Source organism: Paenibacillus sp. T2-29, assembly GCF_052921365.1.
In genome coordinates this window covers 277,687-298,045 of the sequence record NZ_JBREVE010000003.1, presented here as the reverse complement: position 1 = coordinate 298,045, position 20,359 = coordinate 277,687, and the positions used below count along the sequence as shown (strand labels likewise).

The 20,359-nt window shown below is 44.9% G+C and carries 14 protein-coding genes; 8 read left to right on the top strand and 6 right to left on the bottom strand.

Translation table 11 applies throughout. From position 1 onward, the window contains the following. Positions 1 to 60: 60 nt before the first annotated feature. Positions 61 to 3,756, top strand: a complete 3,696-nt coding sequence (locus ACU1JV_RS10950) for a non-ribosomal peptide synthetase family protein (RefSeq protein WP_413985944.1) — start codon at positions 61 to 63, stop codon at positions 3,754 to 3,756. Between the two features lie 118 nt (positions 3,757 to 3,874). Continuing rightward, positions 3,875 to 4,873 (top strand): polysaccharide deacetylase family protein, encoded by a 999-nt coding sequence (locus ACU1JV_RS10945; protein ID WP_413985943.1) that lies wholly within the window; start codon positions 3,875 to 3,877, stop codon positions 4,871 to 4,873. An 88-nt stretch (positions 4,874 to 4,961) separates the two neighbouring features. Here the strand turns inward: ACU1JV_RS10945 and ACU1JV_RS10940 are convergent, their stop codons facing one another. Further along, positions 4,962 to 5,582 (bottom strand): TraX family protein, encoded by a 621-nt coding sequence (locus tag ACU1JV_RS10940; RefSeq protein ID WP_413985942.1) that lies wholly within the window; start codon positions 5,580 to 5,582, stop codon positions 4,962 to 4,964. 22 nt (positions 5,583 to 5,604) lie between these two features. Then, positions 5,605 to 6,315, bottom strand: coding sequence for a CBS domain-containing protein (locus ACU1JV_RS10935; protein WP_025677935.1), 711 nt, complete (start codon positions 6,313 to 6,315; stop codon positions 5,605 to 5,607). A gap of 184 nt (positions 6,316 to 6,499) precedes the next feature. Between ACU1JV_RS10935 and fsa the strand changes: the two genes are divergently transcribed. The 3 genes from fsa to ACU1JV_RS10920 all read left to right on the top strand — a co-directional run bounded on the left by fsa (position 6,500) and on the right by ACU1JV_RS10920 (position 8,969). Next, complete coding sequence (fsa, locus tag ACU1JV_RS10930; RefSeq protein WP_013370592.1) at positions 6,500 to 7,147, top strand: fructose-6-phosphate aldolase; 648 nt, start codon at positions 6,500 to 6,502, stop codon at positions 7,145 to 7,147. Between the two features lie 165 nt (positions 7,148 to 7,312). Next, positions 7,313 to 7,768, top strand: coding sequence for a MarR family winged helix-turn-helix transcriptional regulator (locus tag ACU1JV_RS10925; protein WP_013370591.1), 456 nt, complete (start codon positions 7,313 to 7,315; stop codon positions 7,766 to 7,768). Between the two features lies 1 nt (position 7,769). Next, positions 7,770 to 8,969, top strand: coding sequence for an MFS transporter (locus ACU1JV_RS10920; protein ID WP_013370590.1), 1,200 nt, complete (start codon positions 7,770 to 7,772; stop codon positions 8,967 to 8,969). Positions 8,970 to 9,075: 106 nt separating this feature from the next. Here the strand turns inward: ACU1JV_RS10920 and ACU1JV_RS10915 are convergent, their stop codons facing one another. Both ACU1JV_RS10915 and ACU1JV_RS10910 read right to left on the bottom strand, forming a co-directional pair. Continuing rightward, entirely contained in the window at positions 9,076 to 10,392 is a 1,317-nt protein-coding gene (locus tag ACU1JV_RS10915; RefSeq protein ID WP_413985941.1) for an MFS transporter, read from the bottom strand. Positions 10,393 to 10,484: 92 nt separating this feature from the next. Beyond that, complete coding sequence (locus ACU1JV_RS10910) at positions 10,485 to 12,203, bottom strand: methyl-accepting chemotaxis protein (RefSeq protein WP_064963143.1); 1,719 nt, start codon at positions 12,201 to 12,203, stop codon at positions 10,485 to 10,487. A 276-nt stretch (positions 12,204 to 12,479) separates the two neighbouring features. On the opposite strand from ACU1JV_RS10910, the gene ACU1JV_RS10905 reads away from it, so the two are divergent. Then, positions 12,480 to 13,433 carry a serine hydrolase domain-containing protein gene (locus tag ACU1JV_RS10905; RefSeq protein WP_025677942.1) on the top strand — a complete coding sequence of 318 codons (954 nt, stop codon included), beginning with the start codon at positions 12,480 to 12,482 and terminating at the stop codon, positions 13,431 to 13,433. A gap of 144 nt (positions 13,434 to 13,577) precedes the next feature. On the opposite strand, the gene yicI is transcribed toward ACU1JV_RS10905, so the two are convergent. Then, positions 13,578 to 15,902 carry an alpha-xylosidase gene (yicI, locus tag ACU1JV_RS10900; RefSeq protein WP_413985940.1) on the bottom strand — a complete coding sequence of 775 codons (2,325 nt, stop codon included), beginning with the start codon at positions 15,900 to 15,902 and terminating at the stop codon, positions 13,578 to 13,580. Positions 15,903 to 16,083: 181 nt separating this feature from the next. Here yicI and ACU1JV_RS10895 point away from each other — a divergent pair, with 181 nt between their 5' ends. Then, positions 16,084 to 17,004 (top strand): AraC family transcriptional regulator, encoded by a 921-nt coding sequence (locus ACU1JV_RS10895; RefSeq protein WP_337682365.1) that lies wholly within the window; start codon positions 16,084 to 16,086, stop codon positions 17,002 to 17,004. A gap of 125 nt (positions 17,005 to 17,129) precedes the next feature. Here ACU1JV_RS10895 and brnQ read toward each other — a convergent pair whose 3' ends face one another. Further along, the gene (brnQ, locus tag ACU1JV_RS10890; RefSeq protein WP_025677948.1) at positions 17,130 to 18,485 is read right to left on the bottom strand and encodes a branched-chain amino acid transport system II carrier protein; all 1,356 of its coding nucleotides are present in this window, start codon (positions 18,483 to 18,485) and stop codon (positions 17,130 to 17,132) included. A 556-nt stretch (positions 18,486 to 19,041) separates the two neighbouring features. Between brnQ and ACU1JV_RS10885 the strand changes: the two genes are divergently transcribed. Then, the gene (locus ACU1JV_RS10885) at positions 19,042 to 20,316 is read left to right on the top strand and encodes an oligosaccharide MFS transporter (RefSeq protein ID WP_040101614.1); all 1,275 of its coding nucleotides are present in this window, start codon (positions 19,042 to 19,044) and stop codon (positions 20,314 to 20,316) included. Positions 20,317 to 20,359 lie beyond the last annotated feature (43 nt).

Below are 20,359 nucleotides of genomic sequence, written 5' to 3'. Positions count from 1 at the left end.
GAGGCATTTACTAAATTTACAACTTATAGTGAAACACCAAACATTCAGGAGGTTAGCGTAATGGCTTCATTACTACAAAACAGCACACAGACAGCTCCATCCCCATTCCTAGTTCCCTTGGATTTTGCACGTATACAGCGCAAGTATACATCCTCTACTTATCAAGTAGAGTTAGGAACATCCATCTCGGACCAACTGAATCAACAAAAAGTTGCGGAAGACAAACAGGCGGTGCTCTTATCAGCGTATACTGCATGGTTATATCGTCTATCCGCAGAGGAAGAAGTTTCTTTCTCTACTTTTATGCCTCAATCCGGTCTGCTTACAGCATCGTTGACAGTTGAAAAGGAAACGACTTTTCATGAACTGGCAAGCTTATTTCAGGAGATGCTCCGTGAGCCTCATGCCTTCCTGGCAGAACCGCAAGCCGATACTTCATTTTCAACAACACTACCTACAGACAGCGGTGTAGAATCCCGTATTATGGACTGGGCTGTCAGTGAGAGCAATGGCACTTATCAAATACAGATTCGATATGATCAATCACTCTTGCTGGAAACAACGGTGGTCCGCTACGCTGAATACTTTGTAACCCTTCTGCGTGGTGCACTCAACAACAGCCATGCACTTGTGAATTCCATTGACATATTATCGGACGCAGATCGAGCTGCTCACGAAGCTTTAAATAATACAGTCGTAAAATATCCTGAGCATCAGACGATTCACGGAATGTTTGAAGAAGCGGCTTCCCAATACCCTAATCGTCCAGCTATTGCTTCCCATACTGGTGAGTATACGTACCGTGAATTGAACGAGCGTGCTAACCAAGTTGCACGTGTTTTGTTATCCAAAGGTCTCACCAAAGGTGAATTCGTGACCATCTTCATGGAACGAAGCTTGGAGACCGTTATTTCCCTGCTCGGCATACTGAAAGCCGGAGGGGTCTACGTTCCTGTTGATCCCGCTCACCCCGCTGAACGGAGTAGCTACATTGTCGAGGACACGCGTTCCCCATTTGTTTTAACAACTTCCGCACTCACCCAACAAGCGGCTGAACTATGCGGGTCAATTGAAACCGTAAAAGAAATATTAGCTATTGACGGACCACTGGCAGGTTATGCAGCAAGCAATCCAAACGTTGATGTAAGTCCAGATGATCTAGCTTATGTCATCTATACCTCCGGTTCTACAGGCAAACCAAAAGGTGCCCTGATCGCTCACCGCGGTGTCGTTAACCTGGGAGCTGTCGTACAACGCGATTGTGACATTACGCCTCAGGATGTATTGACCCAATTCGCCACCTATAGCTTCGATGCTTCTGTGTGGGATACGATTGGAGCCTTGTTTTACGGTGCAAAATTGTACTTGCTGTCTTCCGAAGAGCGCGTATCTGTTGAAGAATTCGCTGAAGCCATCGAACGTACGGGCACAACGATTATTACTATTTTGCCAACCGTATTCTTTAATCAGCTATCTACGTACCTGTCAGACGAAGGTTATCGTAAACTCGCAAATGTTCGAATTGTTACTGTAGCAGGCGAAGCGCTGTATGGCTCACAAGTTCGGGCCTTCCAAAGCAAATTCGGTACAGATACCGACATCGTAAACGTATACGGACCTACCGAATGCACCGTAGCGACGACGACCCATCGGGTTCGTGGTGCCGTACCTGAGCATGTCGTTAATATCCCGATCGGCAAGCCGATTTACAATTACAAAGTGTACATCGTTAACGACGATAATAAGCTCTGTCCTGTCAATATTCCGGGCGAAGTATGCATTGCTACGCCTGCGTTGGCCCATGGCTATCTCCACCAGCCGGAGCGTACAGCCCAATCGTTCGTGGACAATCCATTTGTCCCGGGTGAGAAAATGTACCGTTCGGGGGATATCGCCAAGCTACTGCCAGACGGTACGATTGAATACGTAAGCCGGAAGGATTCGCAGCTCAAAATTCGGGGGAACCGGATTGAAATAGGAGAAATTGAAGACCATTTCTCCAAACATCCAGGTGTTCAGGACGTAGCTGTCGTTGCTGTCAAGGATCACACAGATCAGAATATGTTAGTTGGCTATTTCACCACTTCGGACGGACAGACCATTCCACAGGACGTTATTCAGTCTTATATTGGAGGCAAGCTGCCTTCCTATTTTGTACCGACCCATGTTGTTCATCTGGAAGCCATGCCTATTTCACCAACTGGCAAGATCGATCGTAAAAAGTTGGCCCTGCGGCCACTTCCTGAAGTGTCTGATGTTACGTCCAGCGGGGAACCTCTCCGCGAAGGAACTGAAACACTGATTGCCGAAGCTTGGACACAAGTGCTTGGTAAAAATAACATTGGCGCGACCGACGATTTCTTCCTGATCGGAGGCGATTCGCTTCGTGTCATTCATGTGCTGGCTATTCTGAAGCCGCGTTATGGCTCGCTGCGTATTGGTGACTTCTTCCGCTACAAAACTGTTCGTGAGCTTGCTGAATATGTAGAGCAATTAGGTACAGAACAAGCGCCTCAGCGCAAGTCACTCGCGATTTCTCAGGAAAAAACAGATTTGAATGAACATCCTATTGAGTTGCCTGGCACTTCAGATTTAGCTGAAATCCGCGACTTGCGCGTGATTTTGTTGACCGGAGCCACGGGATATCTGGGTTCACACATTCTGTATGATCTGCTCCACCGGACAGAAGCCAAAGTATACGCAATGGTACGCCCTTCTCAGGACGGTCCATCTGGCTTTGAGCGTATTCAATCCGTATTGACAGGATATTTTGGTCAAGATATCTCCAGCTTGATGGAAGGACGGGTGAAGGCTGTCTATGGGGATCTAGAGCAGGCTGATCTTGGTCTCTCTTCTGTCGACCGCCATATGCTAGAGCACCACATCGACGGTATCATTCACAGCGCCGCTGACGTTCGCCATTTTGGTGATTCGGCAACCTTCGATCGCACGAATGTGACCGGAACATTGGAACTGCTTAAAATCGCCCAAGCTAAACCAGGAGTCTCCTTCCATCACGTTTCCACTATGGGAATACCAGAGGATCTTGCAAACGAAGGAAAATGGGAATCGACATTAGAACTCTCTGCCTTCCCAGATGAACTGCACGTGGACAACCTATACACGAACAGTAAACTTGCGGCAGAAAAGCTATTATTCCAAGCAGCTCAAGCAGGTACGCCTGTCTCGATCTACCGTGCCGGTAATTTGACCGCCCATTCGGCCAACGGACGCTTCCAGCGTAATATCGACAGCAATGCTTATTATCGTATGATGAAAGCGATGCTGCTGCTGGGCAAAGCTCCACAAGCCGATTGGCATACAGACTTTACACCGATTGATTACGCCAGCCGTGCTATTGTAGAACTGTCCGTCAAGCAAAAAAGTGCGAACCGCATTTTCCACATCTGTAATCCGAACCCACTGCCATATGATGAACTGATCGCTATGGTAAACCAGCTCGGTTACGCGGTAGAAACCCTGCCTTTTGACGATTACAGCGCTTGGCTGCTGAATCCGTCTTCTGGCATTCAGGAAGATGCACTTCACCTTGCTATGGGGCAACTCGAAGGTGATGGCGCCAAGGATTCGGCCTACCGTTACGGCTGCTCTGTAACCACAGCTCTGCTGGAACAAGCTGGCGTCCATTGTCCGGTAACCGACCTGGAGTTTATTCGCAATATGATCGGGCATGCTGTCGAGATCGGTTACTTCCCGGCCTCATCTTCGGTATCTGCACAAGCAACACAGAGGTAACAAAGTTGTGATATTTCCCCCGCGTGTTTTCGGTATGATAGACTAGATTTTGCTAGTTTCATATTTAGTATAAACCTCTATACTTTCAGAATTTTTTGCATGCGGGGGATGTCATTCAATGAAACACACTTTTTTAAAAAGAACATTGCTAATCATAAGCTTGGTAGCTATTCTAGGGATTTTGGTGTATGAAGCACGTACTATTTATCACACGCCTGTAGTCAAAGGAACTCATCGTACACGCACTGCTAATGCAGATCGACTGGTACGCCATTTATTTTCACTGACGCCTACACCAGATAGGGTATATTACCAAAACAAAGTCATTGTCCTGATGTATCATGAAGTGACCAAGACTCCACCTGATCCCGGTGCTCTCAAGCTTAGTAATTTAACGAAACAGTTGGACGAAATGAAAGCAAATGGCTTTCATTGGATCACCATGAAAGAGTATACAGATTTTATTTTACATAAAGGCAAAGTTCCCGATAATGCGGTCCTTATGACATTTGACGACGGATATGAATCCTTTTATACGGACACTTTTCCCGTGTTGAAGAAATATCATGTTCCGGCCACCAATTTTCTCATTACATCCACAATCAGCAATCCTAAACATATCGGTATACCCAAGCTGACATGGGATCAAATTTATCAGATGCATGCAGAGGGCATTGATTTTTACAGTCATACCAATGACGAGCATTCGTACGGATACTCCAACACCACGCGCACCAAACAAAAACCGCTTCTGATGGGTCCGGTGTATTCGAAAAAGCTGGGGCGAATGGAAACTGAGGATGAGTTCAAACAGCGGATTTATAGCGATTTGGACATGGCTAACAAAAAGCTATTCAAACATCTACACAATGATCAGAATGTACTGGCCTTCCCTTATGGTGGGTATACCAAGGAGACATTGGAAATTTGCCGCTCCTTGGGAATTGACGTTACGTTCACGGTGAAACGAGGAATTAACTCGCCAGGACAAACGAATGGCTATCGCGTCAATGCAGGTGGAATACACAATATTCCCGAAGTATTGGTACAATATATGAAAGAAGGGGCTCCCCTTCGCCCACTTCCTTTTGCCCAAGGTCCGAATGAGGCATCTTGAACACCATAGTTTATTTAAGAATAAAAAGAACCTTTACAATCATTTTATGTCAGGATTGTAAAGGTTCTTTTGTTGTATGATTTCGAGTTTAGGGCCAGATGCGAATTAGCGCAATCACAGCTAGATGTGCCGGATAAAAGCTGCGCCACAACCAACGCGGTACCCGACGATAAAATCCGCTCTCCCCAGTGGCAAAACATACAATCAGAATGCTGGACAGCAGACTAAAGTGCTGAATATTCGCATGGTGTACCATATCATACACAACATTCAAAACAAAATGGGCAGCAATCATCATATATGAACAGGTGTATCGATAAATGAGAACAAGCAGCAGACCATAAGCTCCGTAATCCATCTGGCTGAGCTCCATGAACAGAGCTATGAGGACGTACAGACCCGTTACAGCCACCCAATACTTCATGCGAGATGCAGCAGACAGCGCGAGCAACGACGCCAGCAGCGTCCAGATCACATTGGGTCTATGCACATCAAATGCCAGCATATAGGGTACCTGGGAGATCAAGGCTAGTCCGAGCAGGCGAAGCATGTAGCTCCGCATATTTTGAGTACGGGTATAACCCATATAGAGGGCGTACGCATAGATTGGAAAAGCAAGCCTGCCGGCAATTCTCCAAGCCGAATCTGTCGGAAAAAACACAAGTCCGACATGGTCAATCAGCATCGTCAGCATGGCCAACCAGTACATATAAGGCCCCCTTATTCATGTTTTACGTCTTTTCTTCCGTCAAATTCAAAATGGCGTTCATAATATCCGTTTTCGTAACCCGCCCTACCAACCCCTGAATTGGAGCCGAGGAGGTACATGGCTCGTCCAAAACAGGAAGACAATTAATCTGATGCCGAATCAATCTCGATATTGCTTCCAATAAAGAATCTCCTGGAGCAAGCGTCGTCATTTGGGCCCGGCGAGTCATAGCCATGGTCACCGGGACAGTGTGAAGATCAGTATGTCCCAGCATGACCTTCAGCAAATCTTTGCGGGTAACAATACCAATGAGCTCCTGCTCCTCCCCTGTAACCATCAGCGTGCCTGTATTTTGCTGAAACAGCATCAATACCGCATCATAGGCGGTAGCATCACCTGATATCAAAATCGGATCACTGAGTATATCTGCCACAGTCAGCTTTTTGAGCATACTGCCGATATGGCTATCATATTTTGGATAACGCCCTGGCAAGTAGCCCACCTTTGGTTTGGCATCTACTAGCCCGAGCATAACGAGCAAAGCAAGGTCAGAACGCAAAGTCGGCCGCGATAGTCCCAGCTCTTCAGCGATTTTATCCCCTGTAACAGGCGCCAGGCGCTGGACAATATCTACAATTTCCCGCTGTCTTTCTGACAGTTGAATAATGATTACCTCCTTATGGAATGGGGTAGTATACATTATAAATGAGCACAGATCAGTAAATTTCAGCATGTTTCGACAATTCATCAAATTTTAATCATAGACCGCTTGTTTTCAAATTTAAAATGTGTCACAATTAAGAATGTAATACATACTAATTATAAGTTTAACGTGTGCAATATGCTACATTTAAATGTGCTAATGTGCGCCATATGATATGTATTATGTACTATATAAACCTGAGGAGGAAAATCAAATGAAATTTTTCTTGGATACTGGTAACATTGAAGAAATCAAACGTATTGAACGTTTGGGTCTGGTTGATGGTGTAACAACGAACCCTTCCCTGATCGCTAAGGAAGGTCGAGTGTTCAAGGAAGTCATTCAGGAGATTTGCAGTATCGTTGAAGGTCCCGTAAGTGCTGAGGTCATTGGCCTCAAGGCTGAAGATATGCTCGCAGAAGCTTATGACATCGCAAAGTGGGCACCTAACGTGGTAATCAAGCTTCCTATGACCGAAGACGGCTTGTACGCTTGTAACGAGCTGACCAAGAACGGAATCAAAACGAATGTAACACTGATTTTCTCCGCAGCTCAAGGTTTGATGGCAGCCAAAGCTGGCGCTACTTTTATCAGCCCGTTCGTAGGACGTCTGGATGATATCGCCGTTGACGGCATGAAGCTGATTCGTGATCTGAGACAAATTTTGGACATTCATGGTCTGAAATCCGAAATCATCGCGGCTTCCATCCGTAACATTAAGCATGTAGAAGATGCTGCTCTGTCTGGTGCACATATCGCCACCATTCCAGGTTCCTTGCTTCCTTCCCTGTGGAAACATCCGCTGACAGACAGCGGTATCGAACGCTTCCTTAAGGATTGGGAAACTGTACCTAAAGCTTAATTCGCCAGTCATGGTAAACTATATTTTACTAATACCCCAACAGCCCGTTTTTACGGGCTGTTTTTTGCACTTCTTTTGACAAAACAACTTGTTGTCCATATAATTGTTATAACAACTAATTAATTTCAAAGTATCCCTGTACGGAAAAATAGAAAGGAGTGCCCTATGAACAATTTGCCTCCCGATTGTTCTATTGGGATGTTGCTTGGGATTACTCATCGCAAAATGAGTCAACAGCTCTTGCATCGTCTTAAACCTTATGATATTTCCCCAGAGCAATGGTCGGTTCTATACCAAATCTATCAAGCCGAGGGTTTAAATCAGAAAGAAATTGCAGCTAAGGCCGTAAAGGATCAGCCCACTACGACCCGTATTATTGATTTGTTGGACAAGAAGGGCTGGGTAAGGCGTGTGAATAGCCCGCAGGACCGCCGGGCCTATCTGCTTCATTTGACTGAAGCTGGTCGTCAGCTTGTGGAGGAGACCCTCCCTGTCGAACGGGATGCCAACCACGATTTTGTAAAAGGAATTTCCTCTGCCGATCTAAAGCAATTCCGCCACATTCTTTTACAAATTCATACCAACATGACTGAATCAGAAAAACAAGGAGAGAACGATTAATATGCAACAAGGCAAGCAACCTCTTTGGACCAAGGAATTTATCGTTCTTACGGTTTCCAATTTATTTTTGTTTCTCGAACTACAGATGATTGTATCTTCCATTCCTTCCTATGTGAAAAATGCGTTCCACGCCACCTCCGTGCAGGTCAGTCTTGTTACGACTTTGTTCGCATTAAGTGCAATTGTCGCAAGGCTTTTTTCTGCCCGTATGCTGGAAAAAGGACATCGCAGCGCCCTGATCTTCGTTGGACTGCTGTTTGCATTAGCAGGAACGCTGGGATACAGTGTTTCACCGACAATTGCGGTGCTCCTGCTCATGCGTATGCTGTTTGGGATCGGCTTTGGTATGAGCAGCACCGCCTTTCCAACAATGGTCACTGACGTCATCCCTCCCAAACGCCTCGGTGAAGGAATGGGATTTTTTAGTCTGTCCACTAGTTTAGCGATGTCTATTGGGCCAACTATCGGTATTTCGATGCTGCAATACGGCAGTTTTAACCTGCTTGCCTATTCGACATCTGCTGTCATTGTTGTCATTTTCCCTCTAGCTTACTGGCTCATTCGCACACTGCCTAAGGGGCACGTCGAACCACCTATGGTTCCTTTGGAAGAAGGGCGCAAACCAGCATTTAACCGTAAATTGTGGATCCCCGCCTTATTGAACATGTTGATGTCTATCACATATGGCGGGTTGCTCGGTTTTATGGCGCTTTATGGAGATGAAGCTAATCTTGCGCACCCGGCTTACTTTTTCCTGTTTAATGCGGTATCTGTACTGATCGTGCGCCCCTTCTCGGGTCGTATATATGATAAAAAAGGGGCAAAGGCGCTGCTCATCCCCGGTTCCCTGTTTCTCATTGGCGGTCTGATCCTGCTTTCCTACGCACACAGTGACGCCTTTATGTATCTGTCTGCTCTTTGCTACGGTATCGGGTTTGGTGTTATGCAGCCAACGTTGCAAACCTGGATGATTCAGGTTGTGTCACCTAAACAGAGAGGCATGGCAAACGGTATGTTTCTCAATTCCCTCGATTTCGGGGTCGCAGCCGGAGCGCTTATACTTGGCGTTATCGCCAAAGCCAGTGATTATGCATGGATGTATCGTCTTTCGTCGCTGTTTGTTGTGTTGTTCTTGCTGATTTATGTCATTCAGATCATCGCAAGCCGCAAGCCTAAAAGAAATGTCCCTCTAGAGGGATAAGACTATTCTTTAGAATGAGTGTATCCATCTATACTCGCTCAAATATCAAAAGCACCCGTTACCATGGCTTAATTCCATGGAAAACGGGTGCTTTTTCATTTGCAATTTATTTATATTTCGCAGGGGTTTTGTGTTTAAGCTTAGAAGAAGGAGGCTTTTCTCGAGAAATGTATGTCATTCCCTCACTCTTATTGCTGCTATCACTGGATTTGTCCCCTGCTGGTTCATCCTGTTCTGGCTTGACCGCAAATAACATCAGCAGAGCCGCAATTCCACCCACTGCGGCCATGACGCCAAAAAGCAGACCATGTCCACTGCGGCCTATCAGCAAAGATACAACCGGCGGACCTAAAGATACTCCGACAAAGCGCATACTGCTGTACAAGGAAGTGATGGTTCCGCGCTCCTCTTTTTCAATTCCCTTGGTAATCAGTGCATCCAAACAAGGGAGTGCGAGCCCAATACCGCCGCCGCCTAGCGTAAACAGGCCAATCACCGCATAAATATGTTGAAAAAATCCGAGAATGGCAAAGCTAATCGTCAATATGGCCAAACCTCCGAAACCGATCCATTTCATACGTTTTTTGTGCTTGCCAATAACTTTGCCACCTAAATAAGAGCACAGACAGAGGGAAATAAGCGGGATAGCCAGCACAAAGCCCTTCCAGACGCCATGGAGGTTGTAGCGACTTTCCAGTATGTCGGATAAGTAGAACAAGACGCCAAAAATGACAAACATGCAAATACCGCCCATAGCAAAAATAGCGTAGAGCCAGCGTCCCTTTTCGGCAAGCACCTGCTTCACATTCCCCACAAATTCTCGAAACATAATCGGTTGATTTTTACGCTTGGGCACATGGATCAGCCAAATGACCAAAATAAGCGAAATCAGACAGAGACCCGGAATCACTGCCAATGGCAAAAACCATAGCATAGCGCCCAACGCAGCACCGAGAATCGGACTTAATACTTTACCGAATGTGTTGTAGGTCTCGACTACCCCCAGGTTCTTGCTGGCTTCATCCTCGTTCTCGTACAGATCGCCCACAAGCGGAATGACTATAGGAAAAGCCCCTGCAGCTCCTGCGCCCTGAAGTAGTCGACCTGCAATAATGGTCCAGTATGCTGCCAGGTCATGAAGCAACCATGCTCCCACCGCAGAAATTCCCCCTCCGATCACAGTCAGAATCAGACAGGGAACAATCACTGCTTTACGGCCAAATCGGTCGGATAGATAGCCCGCAATCGGTATCAGTAAAATGGCCACCACCGCATACACTGTAATCAACATGCTAATCCGAAAGGAGCTTACATGTAGCTTACGTCCGATTTCCGGTAAAACCGGAATCAGCATGGAATTACCCAGCGTCATCATCAGCGGGATGGAACCTAATGCAACCAGATTCCCTTTATTTTGTTGCATCCCGTTACCACCTTTGCAAAAGTAATAACACACAGCTGTCCAGATTCGTTCAACAGATGTTATTGTGTTTACATTGGTGGGAATTTATACGGCTATACTTTAAAACCACCGACCCTTGCGTTTAGCAATTGCGACATATCCGCCACAGTATGAATGGACGATGCAATTTCCTCCATGGAAGCCAGTTGCTCTTCAGCCGCCGCACTGACGCTTTGGGTTCCTCCCGCCGTCTGCTCCGCTACTTCACGGATGCGTTCCGCGGCCTTCACCATTCGCTCAGATCCACCGGACATTTGTTCTACAGACCGGTTTACACTGTGAATCTGCTCGCTGACTTGTTGAATGGAACTTCCAATCTGACGAAATGCAGTTTCAGCGGATTGCATGACCTTTACGCCAGATTGCACTTCAACTGTTCCAGACTGCATGGTTGAAGCGACATGCCCAACATGCTCCTGAATATTTTGCACAAACTGTGTGATTTCTGCTGCTGAAACCGATACTTGCTCGGACAATCTTCTTACCTCAGAGGCCACAACAGCAAATCCTTTGCCCTGTTCTCCCGCTCTTGCCGCTTCAATGGACGCATTAAGCGCCAGCATTCCAGTCTGTTTGGCAAATCCGGTAATAACAGATCCGATCATGCCAATCTGCTCCGCCTGTTCACTAAGTGAACGTACAGCACGTGCAGAGCTGTCTACACTTTCGCTTACCTTCTCCATCTGACGCATAGCCTTACCAATCGATTGTTCCCCTGCTTCTGCATCTTTAGCAGCTGTATCAGACAATTCATATACCTGCTCGCTTGTGGCAGCAATCCGTTCAAGCTCGTTGGCAAGCTCTTTTATGGTATCTGTAGTTTGTGTAATATCATCGACCTGATGCTCCATACCCGTCGCAAGCTCTTCCATTACACCGGAGGTATGACGATTGGCCTGATTCATTTCCTCAGTACTCACGTTAACACGCTCTGCGGTTACAGTTAATGTACGAGCCGTATCCTGAGCATCCACAATGATATTGCGGAATCCTTCAATAAGCTTGTTGTAGGAGCTCGCAATCATACCGATTTCGTCTTTGGACGTAATATCCAGTCTACTTCGCAAATCTCCTCCACCTTGAGACATTTGCAACAGCTGCTCATTCATATGGTGTAATGGACGAATAGAACGAATCAAAACGATAGATTGAGCAATACTGTAAATAATAACCAAAAGCCCTACAATGCTCGTAATTAAGGTTGTATTCGTCATCGTTTGATGCGCCTGCTGTATTTTCACCGTTACCATATCTTCCTGCGCTTTGACAAATGCTACCACCTTGGTATCAAGTTGCTTGCGCAAAACCCGTTCGTTTTCAAAATCATCGAGCAATTCAGAAAATGGCGGGAAGGCATCATCTCTTGTACTCTTATACCCCGCTGTAGTCAGTAGACTATGAACTTGATTCATATAGGTATTAATCCCTGTTTTGAGATCAGTCATCTTCTTCTTTGTATCCTCATTGCCTGTATTGAGCAGAGCTTCTGTCTCCTGTAACAACTTTGCAACTTCATTTTGCTTGTTTCCGATCTCGTTCCCATACTGTTCGTCACGAGTCAACAAATATGCCCGCTCATCATTGGATATCCCGTTTAACAAAAATTGCAGAGACTTGGAGTTATACGCAATCGCCTCTTCACGGTTCATAATATCTTTGTACTCATTCTCACTATGTACACTTAAAATGTAATTGGTCAGCAGCATGGCAGCAATCACACTTGGGATCAGTATCGCGCTGAGAATCATTTTGGTCTTAATTGTTAAGTTCATGAATTGGTCCCCCAGTTGTTTCAAAATAAAATGTTCAACTTACTATATATCGTTTTATTGATCTGTTTTTTTAAATGAAACCGAAAAAGTGTATAGATTTTCAAATATATTTGTGTCTTTTTAGTGAACATATATATATTTATTAATATCAAAAAACAAAAAAATTCAAATTAGGGAAAAAGATAAGAACCATTATTCGTTTATACTTGTCGGATTCGGATGATTAAAAATGATATACTATGTAATGGTATGCTATAAGCCTCAAGGAGGATCTGCATGAAAAGTTTGGAGCTCAAACCACTTTTTCACGTGCTTAACGAGTTGGAAACCCGTAGCTGTCTTATTGAGCAACAGGGACATACGATCATGGATTACTACCGTGAGCCTCAATTCGCCAACGAACTCTATAAAATAAATTCCTGTACCAAAAGTGTGATTTCTGCATTAGTTAGTATTGCTATGGATCAACGACTGGTACCCAAACCAGAGACACCGATCCTCGAATTTTTCCCCCAGTTAGCCAAAGACAGTGACCCTCGAAAGCGTGATATTACGATTGAACACCTGCTGACAATGTCTGCTGGCTTTAACTGGACGGAATTTGGGGGACAAAATTCTTTTCCTACCATGAGCAAAACGTCCGATTGGGTGCAATTTGTGCTTTCACAGCCATTATCGGATATACCAGGTACGCGAATGGAGTACAGCTCTGGCTGTTCTCAACTTTTGGCCACCTTGCTGCGTTCTGCCTCTGGACAAGCCGTTGCTGAATTTGCCGAGGAGCAATTATTCCAGCCACTTGGTATCGATAACTATCAGTGGGAAACCGATCCGCAAGGCACTCACACCGGGGGCTTTGGGCTGCATCTCAGACCGCTGGACATGCTCAAATTCGGGCGACTTTATCTGAACGAAGGAAGCTGGGAAGGACGGCAGATCATCCAGACAGAGACCGTCCGATATTCGACCCGTCCATTTCTTCCAGCCTCCAAACCACAAAAAGCATATTACGGCTGTCACTGGTGGGCTTCTTCCTTTTCAGATGAGAGAGAGACAGGAACGGAAACAGGCTTTTTTTACGCACTCGGCTTTGGTGGGCAATACATTATTGTGGTCCCCTCTTATGACTTGGTAGTTGTCCTCACGGCTGATAAATTTAAAAAGAAACGGACTCCTGTGGATATTTTCCGGCAGTACCTTGTACCACTACTACTTCAGCAAAATGCATAGGGTATGATATCAATGCTAAAGTTGAAGATATTCTTTATCGGATGCCACATCAAAAAGGGCTTGCCTGTTTGTATCAGGCAAGCCCTTTTTTTTGCAAGATAATCGCTACAATATAATCTATCCATCCACGGATGAACTCCTAACCTAGGCCAAGTGAATAGTGAGCTCTTGCTGTCCGCTGGAGGCTGGTGTAATGATTAACCCCTGTTCTCCCGCCAGACTGCTGCCTTCCTTCACTTGAACAGCCTCATGGATACCGCGCAGTACTAACGACCACGGTTTAACGGCCCCTTCGGCCTTCACCCTAATGACAGAATCCTTGCGGCTGGCAGTAACCGTTAGCTCTTCTTCACCTGATGTATTCACGACGACCGTGCGGGCCTGTTGCCCTTCACCGAGCTCAAACAAATGAAGCGTCACTTGATCTGCATAATCATAATCCGGACGACGATCCTCATGACCAATGGCCAGCAATGTGTTTGGCTTCACGAGCACAGGCAAGGTTGTAAAATCATGATGCTCGTTGACCCAACGACCGCCAGATACGATTTCATTCGTTAGCAAATTCGTCCATTGACCCTCTGGTACATAATACTGTACATTGCCTTCTTTATTAAAGATCGGGGCTACCAAAATGGAATCCCCCAGCATGTATTGTAGATCCAGCGTGGCACAGGTAGGGTCCTGCGGGAATTCCAATACCATAGCCCGCATCATCGGCAGTCCCTTCACCGAGGATTCCACAGCAGCTGCATACAGGTGTGGCATCAGCGAGCATTTGAGTTTGGTAAAGCTGCGCACTACGTCGACTGACTCTTCGTCAAACAGCCAAGGAACACGATATGACACATTTCCGTGTAGACGACTATGGGAGGATAACAGTCCAAACTGTACCCACCGTTTGTATAAGTCCGGCGCAGCCGTTAGTTCAAAGCCGCTAATATCATGGCTCCAAAAGCCAAAACCACTCAAGCCAAGCGATAATCCGCCCCGCAAGGATTCTGCCATCGACTCATACGTGGACGAGCAGTCTCCGCCCCAGTGAACTGGGAACTGTTGTCCCCCGGCTGTGGCAGAACGTGCAAATAATGCGGCTTCATTTTTGCCCAGCTTTTCCTCCAGCACATCAAACACAGCTTTGTTGTACAAATGCGTATAGTAATTATGCATTTTCATTGGATCAGAGCCATCAAAATAAACTACATCTGTTGGAATACGCTCACCAAAGTCGGTTTTGAAGCAATCCACGCCTTGATCGATCAGCACCTTCAGCTTATCCTGATACCAGGCAACTGCAGCCGGATTCGTGAAGTCAACCAGCCCCATTCCCGCCTGCCACATGTCCCACTGCCACACACTGCCATCGGCTGTTTTAACCAAGTAGCCATTCTCCATGCCTTCATCAAACAATATGGACTTTTCTGCAATATACGGATTGATCCATGCGCAAATTTTGAGACCTTTAGCTTTCAATCTCTGCAGCATGCCTTCCGGATCTGGAAACATATCTTGATCCCACTGGAAATCGCACCATTGGTATTCCTTCATCCAGAAGCAGTCAAAATGGAATACCGAGAGTGGCAGATCCCGTTCAGCCATCCCGTCCACAAAATGGTTTACTGTCGCTTCATCATAATCAGTCGTGAACGAAGTGGTCAGCCACAAACCAAAGGTCCAGGCCGGCGGCAATGCAGGCTTGCCTGTCAGCTTGGTATAATTGTCCAGTACCTCCTTAGGATTAGCTCCACCAATAATAAAATACTCTAACGATTCGCCAGAAACGCTAAACTGTACCTTCGAAACATTTTCCGATGCAATCTCATAGGATACCTTTTCCGGATGATTGACGAATACACCGTACCCTTTATTGGATAAATAAAATGGAATGTTTTTGTACGCCTGTTCACTGCTGGTCCCGCCATCTTCATTCCAAATATCAACGACCTGACCATTTTTCACAAACGGAGTGAAACGCTCTCCAAGACCGTATACGTACTCTCCCATGCCCAGCTCCAGCTGCTCCCGGAAAAAAGGCTGACCCTGTGGGTCCGTAATATAGCCTGGTCCCCGATGCCCACTGCCTGTGACTTTACGATCCTTGACATAAAAGCCTACGTCCCAGCTCTTTCCACGACCGACTCGCACACTCAGATCGCCGCTTTTCAGCACCGCTACATCCTCACCCACCGTAATAGCCACCTCTGTCGGCAAGGTGTGAATTTCAAAATCTGGTCCATGATGCACCCGTCCCTTATGGTGGTTCAGACGCACCCGAATAACATTCGGCATGGGAGAGCTGTAGGTCGCTTTCAATAACGCCCCGTTCAGCGTATCCCCTTTGTGCTCGATCCGGTGGGTTGCTGCATATACCGTCATGGAAGCATCGTCCGTCACGATATCACGGATGTCAGCAGGATTTTGTATTTCATAGCCCTTGCGAACCAACCAATAGCCATCAGTAAATTTCATCTGTCTCTTCCTCCGTCTCGACTTTTATATTCCTTGTTCCCAAATCGCTTATTGGATTTTTTCGAAATCCTTACTATAATAATATTGATTTATGTAAGGGTTTACTTCTTTTATTTTGACGTTTAGTATCAATATTTTGATGTTTCCTATATAAATCAGTTTGCCGAGAGGAATCAATGAAATGCAAAAGGAAATGTTACGAGAAAACCGCATTCACGGCAATCCCATGTATCCAGTCAGCGTATATCCTAGTATAGAGCAATTGAACGGAAATCGTATATTGGAGTCCCATTGGCATGAGGAAATGGAGTTTATCGTAGTAGAACAGGGGAGTGCTGTATTTCAGACGGATATGGTCTATACGGAGGTTAGCGAAGGTGAAGCCCTTTTTGTAAACAGTGGCGAGCTTCACGCCGGTTATTTACAAAAAAGTCCTCGCTGTGTATTTTCTGCGGTGGTGTTTCACCCGGACATGCTGCACAGCCGCACGCAAGATACAGTTCAGACCCAGTTTATTGAACCGTTTATCCATAAAAAGCTCGTCCCTCCCCCTCACATTCGCGGTGTACAGTCTTGGGAGCAGGAGCTATTGACCGCGTTGAAACGTATTATCACCAGCCATGAACAGAATGCGCCTGCCCGTGAGCTGACCACCAAAGCACAACTCTATAGCATAATCGCCTGCCTGTTCCCGCATATGACTCCGGCTAACGGAGAAGACGTGGTTATGGCGAGTCAACGCAACAAGGTCGAACGGATCAAAAAAGCACTGGCGTACATCAACAGTCATGCGCATGAGCCCATTCGTTTGCGAGAGATCTCAGATGAGGTTGGGATGAGCGAGGGACATTTCTGTCGTTTCTTCAAGCAAATGGTGCAGAAAAGTCCGGTTGAATATATCAACTATCAGCGGATTCAGAAGGCTTGCAGGTTGCTAGAGCAAAGTGACCGCAAAGTAGTTGATATTGCGCTGGATGTGGGATTTGAAAATCTAAGCTATTTTATTGCAACCTTTAAAAAATGGAACGGTCTGACTCCTTCGCTATACCGCAAACAGCACGAAGCAGATCAGGCGCCTGCTGTCCCTTCTATAACAGACTAAAAAGCATGATTTTGATTTGAATCGCAGCCAGTAAAGTTACAAAAAAGAAAGAACGAACGGAAGATCCAGTTCTCCGTTCGTTCTTTCTTTTTTGTTATACATGTCCAATTCACCGAATAAGCAAATCATTTATTTTTTGGCTTCATAAGTATAAGGACAATTTTTCTTCGTTTAATATAGTAGAATATATAACCTCCTACTCCTCCTAAAACAGAGGGAATTAACCAGCCTAATCCTACATCATATAACGGAAGAATTTGAGTGAAAAAGTCATTAATTACTTTAATTTTTATTCCAGCAGCATTCAAGCCGTCAAATAGACTAACAATGAAGGTTAATATTAAACTGCCTTGATATACTTCTGATTTTCCTTTAAACACGGAATGTAAAAATGTTAAAAATATTAGAGAAATCGCAATAGGATATATTGCAATTAACACTGGCGTTGAAACCTTAATGAGCTGTGTTAAACCTATATTGGCTACAATGGTACTAAATATGGATAACATGAGAGCAATTCTTTTATAAGAAACTTTCGGAAACAAGGTATGAAAAAAGGAAGAACAGGACGTAATAAGCCCTACGCTTGTCGTTAAACACGCTACTGTAATCATTAAGCCTAATAAAATGGAGCCGTAAGATCCAAAATAATAGGATGAAACCTTGGCTAACACCTCAGCACCATTTTCTAAAACACCCAGTTTTTCAACGCTAGAAGCTCCCATGTAGGCAAGAGACGTATAGATAAATGCTAAGAGGACAACCGCGATGGTTATCGATTTGGCACAAATAATCATCAGCTCTTTTTTGGCAGTAACTCCTCTTTCCTTAATTGCATTCACAATGATAATTCCAAAAATAAAGGCTACAAGAGCATCCAATGTTAAATAACCTTCTTGAAAACCTTTGAAAAAGACGTGCGAAGTATAGCCTTCAGCAGGTGCTTGGAAGGCTCCTATGGGGTGAATAAGAGCTACAACCACCAGGATTCCAATGAATGTCAATTTAATGGGGGTTAAAAACTTTCCGATCACATCAATAATTTTTGTAGGGTTAAGTGATAACAAGCATGCAACTCCAAAAAAAAGAATTGTAAATACAAAAAGTGCGACAGGATGATCAGTATGGTTTGAAAAAAAAGGTTTTACTCCAATTTCAAACGACACACTACCGGTTCTTGGAATTGCATATAAAGGGCCAATGGCTAGATAAAGGATCGTTGTAAAGACAATCCCGAATACAGGATGTACCCGACTCGCTAAAGTTTGTAAATTGCTTTTGCCTGAAAAAACAAAGGCAGTGATGGCTAGTAACGGTAAACCAACTCCGGTAACCAAGAAACCCGCATTGGCTATCCATACATTCTCTCCAGCCATTTGACCAAGCATAGGTGGGAAGATTAGATTCCCTGCACCAAAAAATAAGGCAAATAGCATCGATCCTATAATAATAATAAAGGACGAAGAAACACTTTTTGACATAATAAATCCTCCAACCATGAAATCACAACAATTTGTTATCATTCATTTTCTTTTTATTTTGTATAGTACATGTCAATAGGGCATAGCAGCACCAAGTAGGGATAGCCATTCGCTAACCCTTCCCGATCGGTGTAAGAACATTATCCAAGATGTGAGTTTCGATAACTCATCATTACACAATACTCTATATACGTTCACGGTTTCAAGTAACTTTGTACTTGCAAAAGAACCACTTCATCCCCTTGCTCTAACAATTTATTATGCTATCAGTATGACCATGTCAGCCAGACCTTAGAACACTTCTGCTTCTTGCCATGTTTCTCCTCCTACTAAATGAGCCTAATGAACTATGAACAATTTTACACGTAGGACTTAATTCTTACAAGATAATAAAAGCTCTGTATAACCCATCTAGAATTGATTGCAATAAGCACAGGAAATCTTGGGAAAATGCCCTATGGATTCAATTGAATCATCCTTACAATTAATAGTACAGACAATTCTTAATGACGTTGTCAACACATTGAGCGGCTACAATTTGAAGGGGTGCTTAAACATGAGGAATTTGGCAAAACGCAACTATTGGTCTTTGAGCGTTTTTAACTTCGCTTATCTGTTTACATGGTCTGCCGCCATGTCTTTTTTTGTCATTTGGCTAGGACAAAGCCTGGAGATTTCAGAAACCTACACAGGGTTTTTATACGCGGCTAACTCTATCGTCGCCTTGATCATGCAACCCCTGTTTGGGTACTTATCCGACAAGCTGGGCTTGAGAAAACATCTGCTGTACATACTCTTTACGATCCTTTTGCTCGTCGGACCCTTTTTTATCTATGTGTACGGTCCATTGCTTCAAACGCAGTTCGTCATTGGTGCCATTGTCGGTGCACTATTTATCGGTCTGGTGTTTAATGCAGGTAACGGTGTCGTCGATTCCTATATGGACAAAGTATCGCGCAAATACGGCTTTGAATACGGACGAGTTCGTATGTGGGGCTCACTCGGATGGGCGGCCGCTACTTTTGTTGCGGGGCGGGTCATCAACATCAATGTAAATCTGACCTTCTGGATTGCCTCCGTATCTGCTGTTGTTGCCATGATCTGCATCTTCTTGACCAAAGTCGAAATTTCTGGACAGGAGCAGCAGAAAACTGAATCGTTGAAGCTCATTGACGTACTACATCTCGTACGCACCACAAAGTTCTGGTTTCTTATGCTATTCATGGTTGGCGTGACCCAAATTTATGAGGTATATGACCAGCAATTTGCCACCTATTTCGTATCTCAGTTCAGTTCCAAAGCAGAAGGAAATCAATTCCTTGGCGATTTAAGTGCTGTACAGGTATTCCTGGAATTTGTGTTCCTGTTTGTTACCCCATGGTTTGTGAACAAAACGACTGCCAAATGGGCATTGATTATTGCCGGAACGATCATGTCGTTGCGTATTATCGGTTCTTCGCTGCCGTTCGGTTCCATATGGGTGGCTGCGATGAAGATGATTCACTCCCTGGAAAAACCGCTGATTCTGGTAGCCATCTTCAAGTACATTACCGTCAACTTTGACCAGCGCTTATCGTCCACCATGTACCTACTGTATTTGTTTATGGGCTCCCTGGTGGTATCTGTTTTCTCACCTATTGTCGGACATATGTATGAAGTTCTGAATTTCCCAATCACTTATGTTATTTTGGGTTCCATTGCAGGTCTGTTCACCATCATTTCCTGCTTTACGCTAACAGCTGACAAGAAAAATGGAGAACGATATCTAGAGGAACGCCGCAAACAGAATCTGAAAAAAGCTGCTAAACAAGCTGAAGCAGTTCATTCGTAATTATACGCAAATTAAATCAGACACAAGAGTTGAATACAACAGC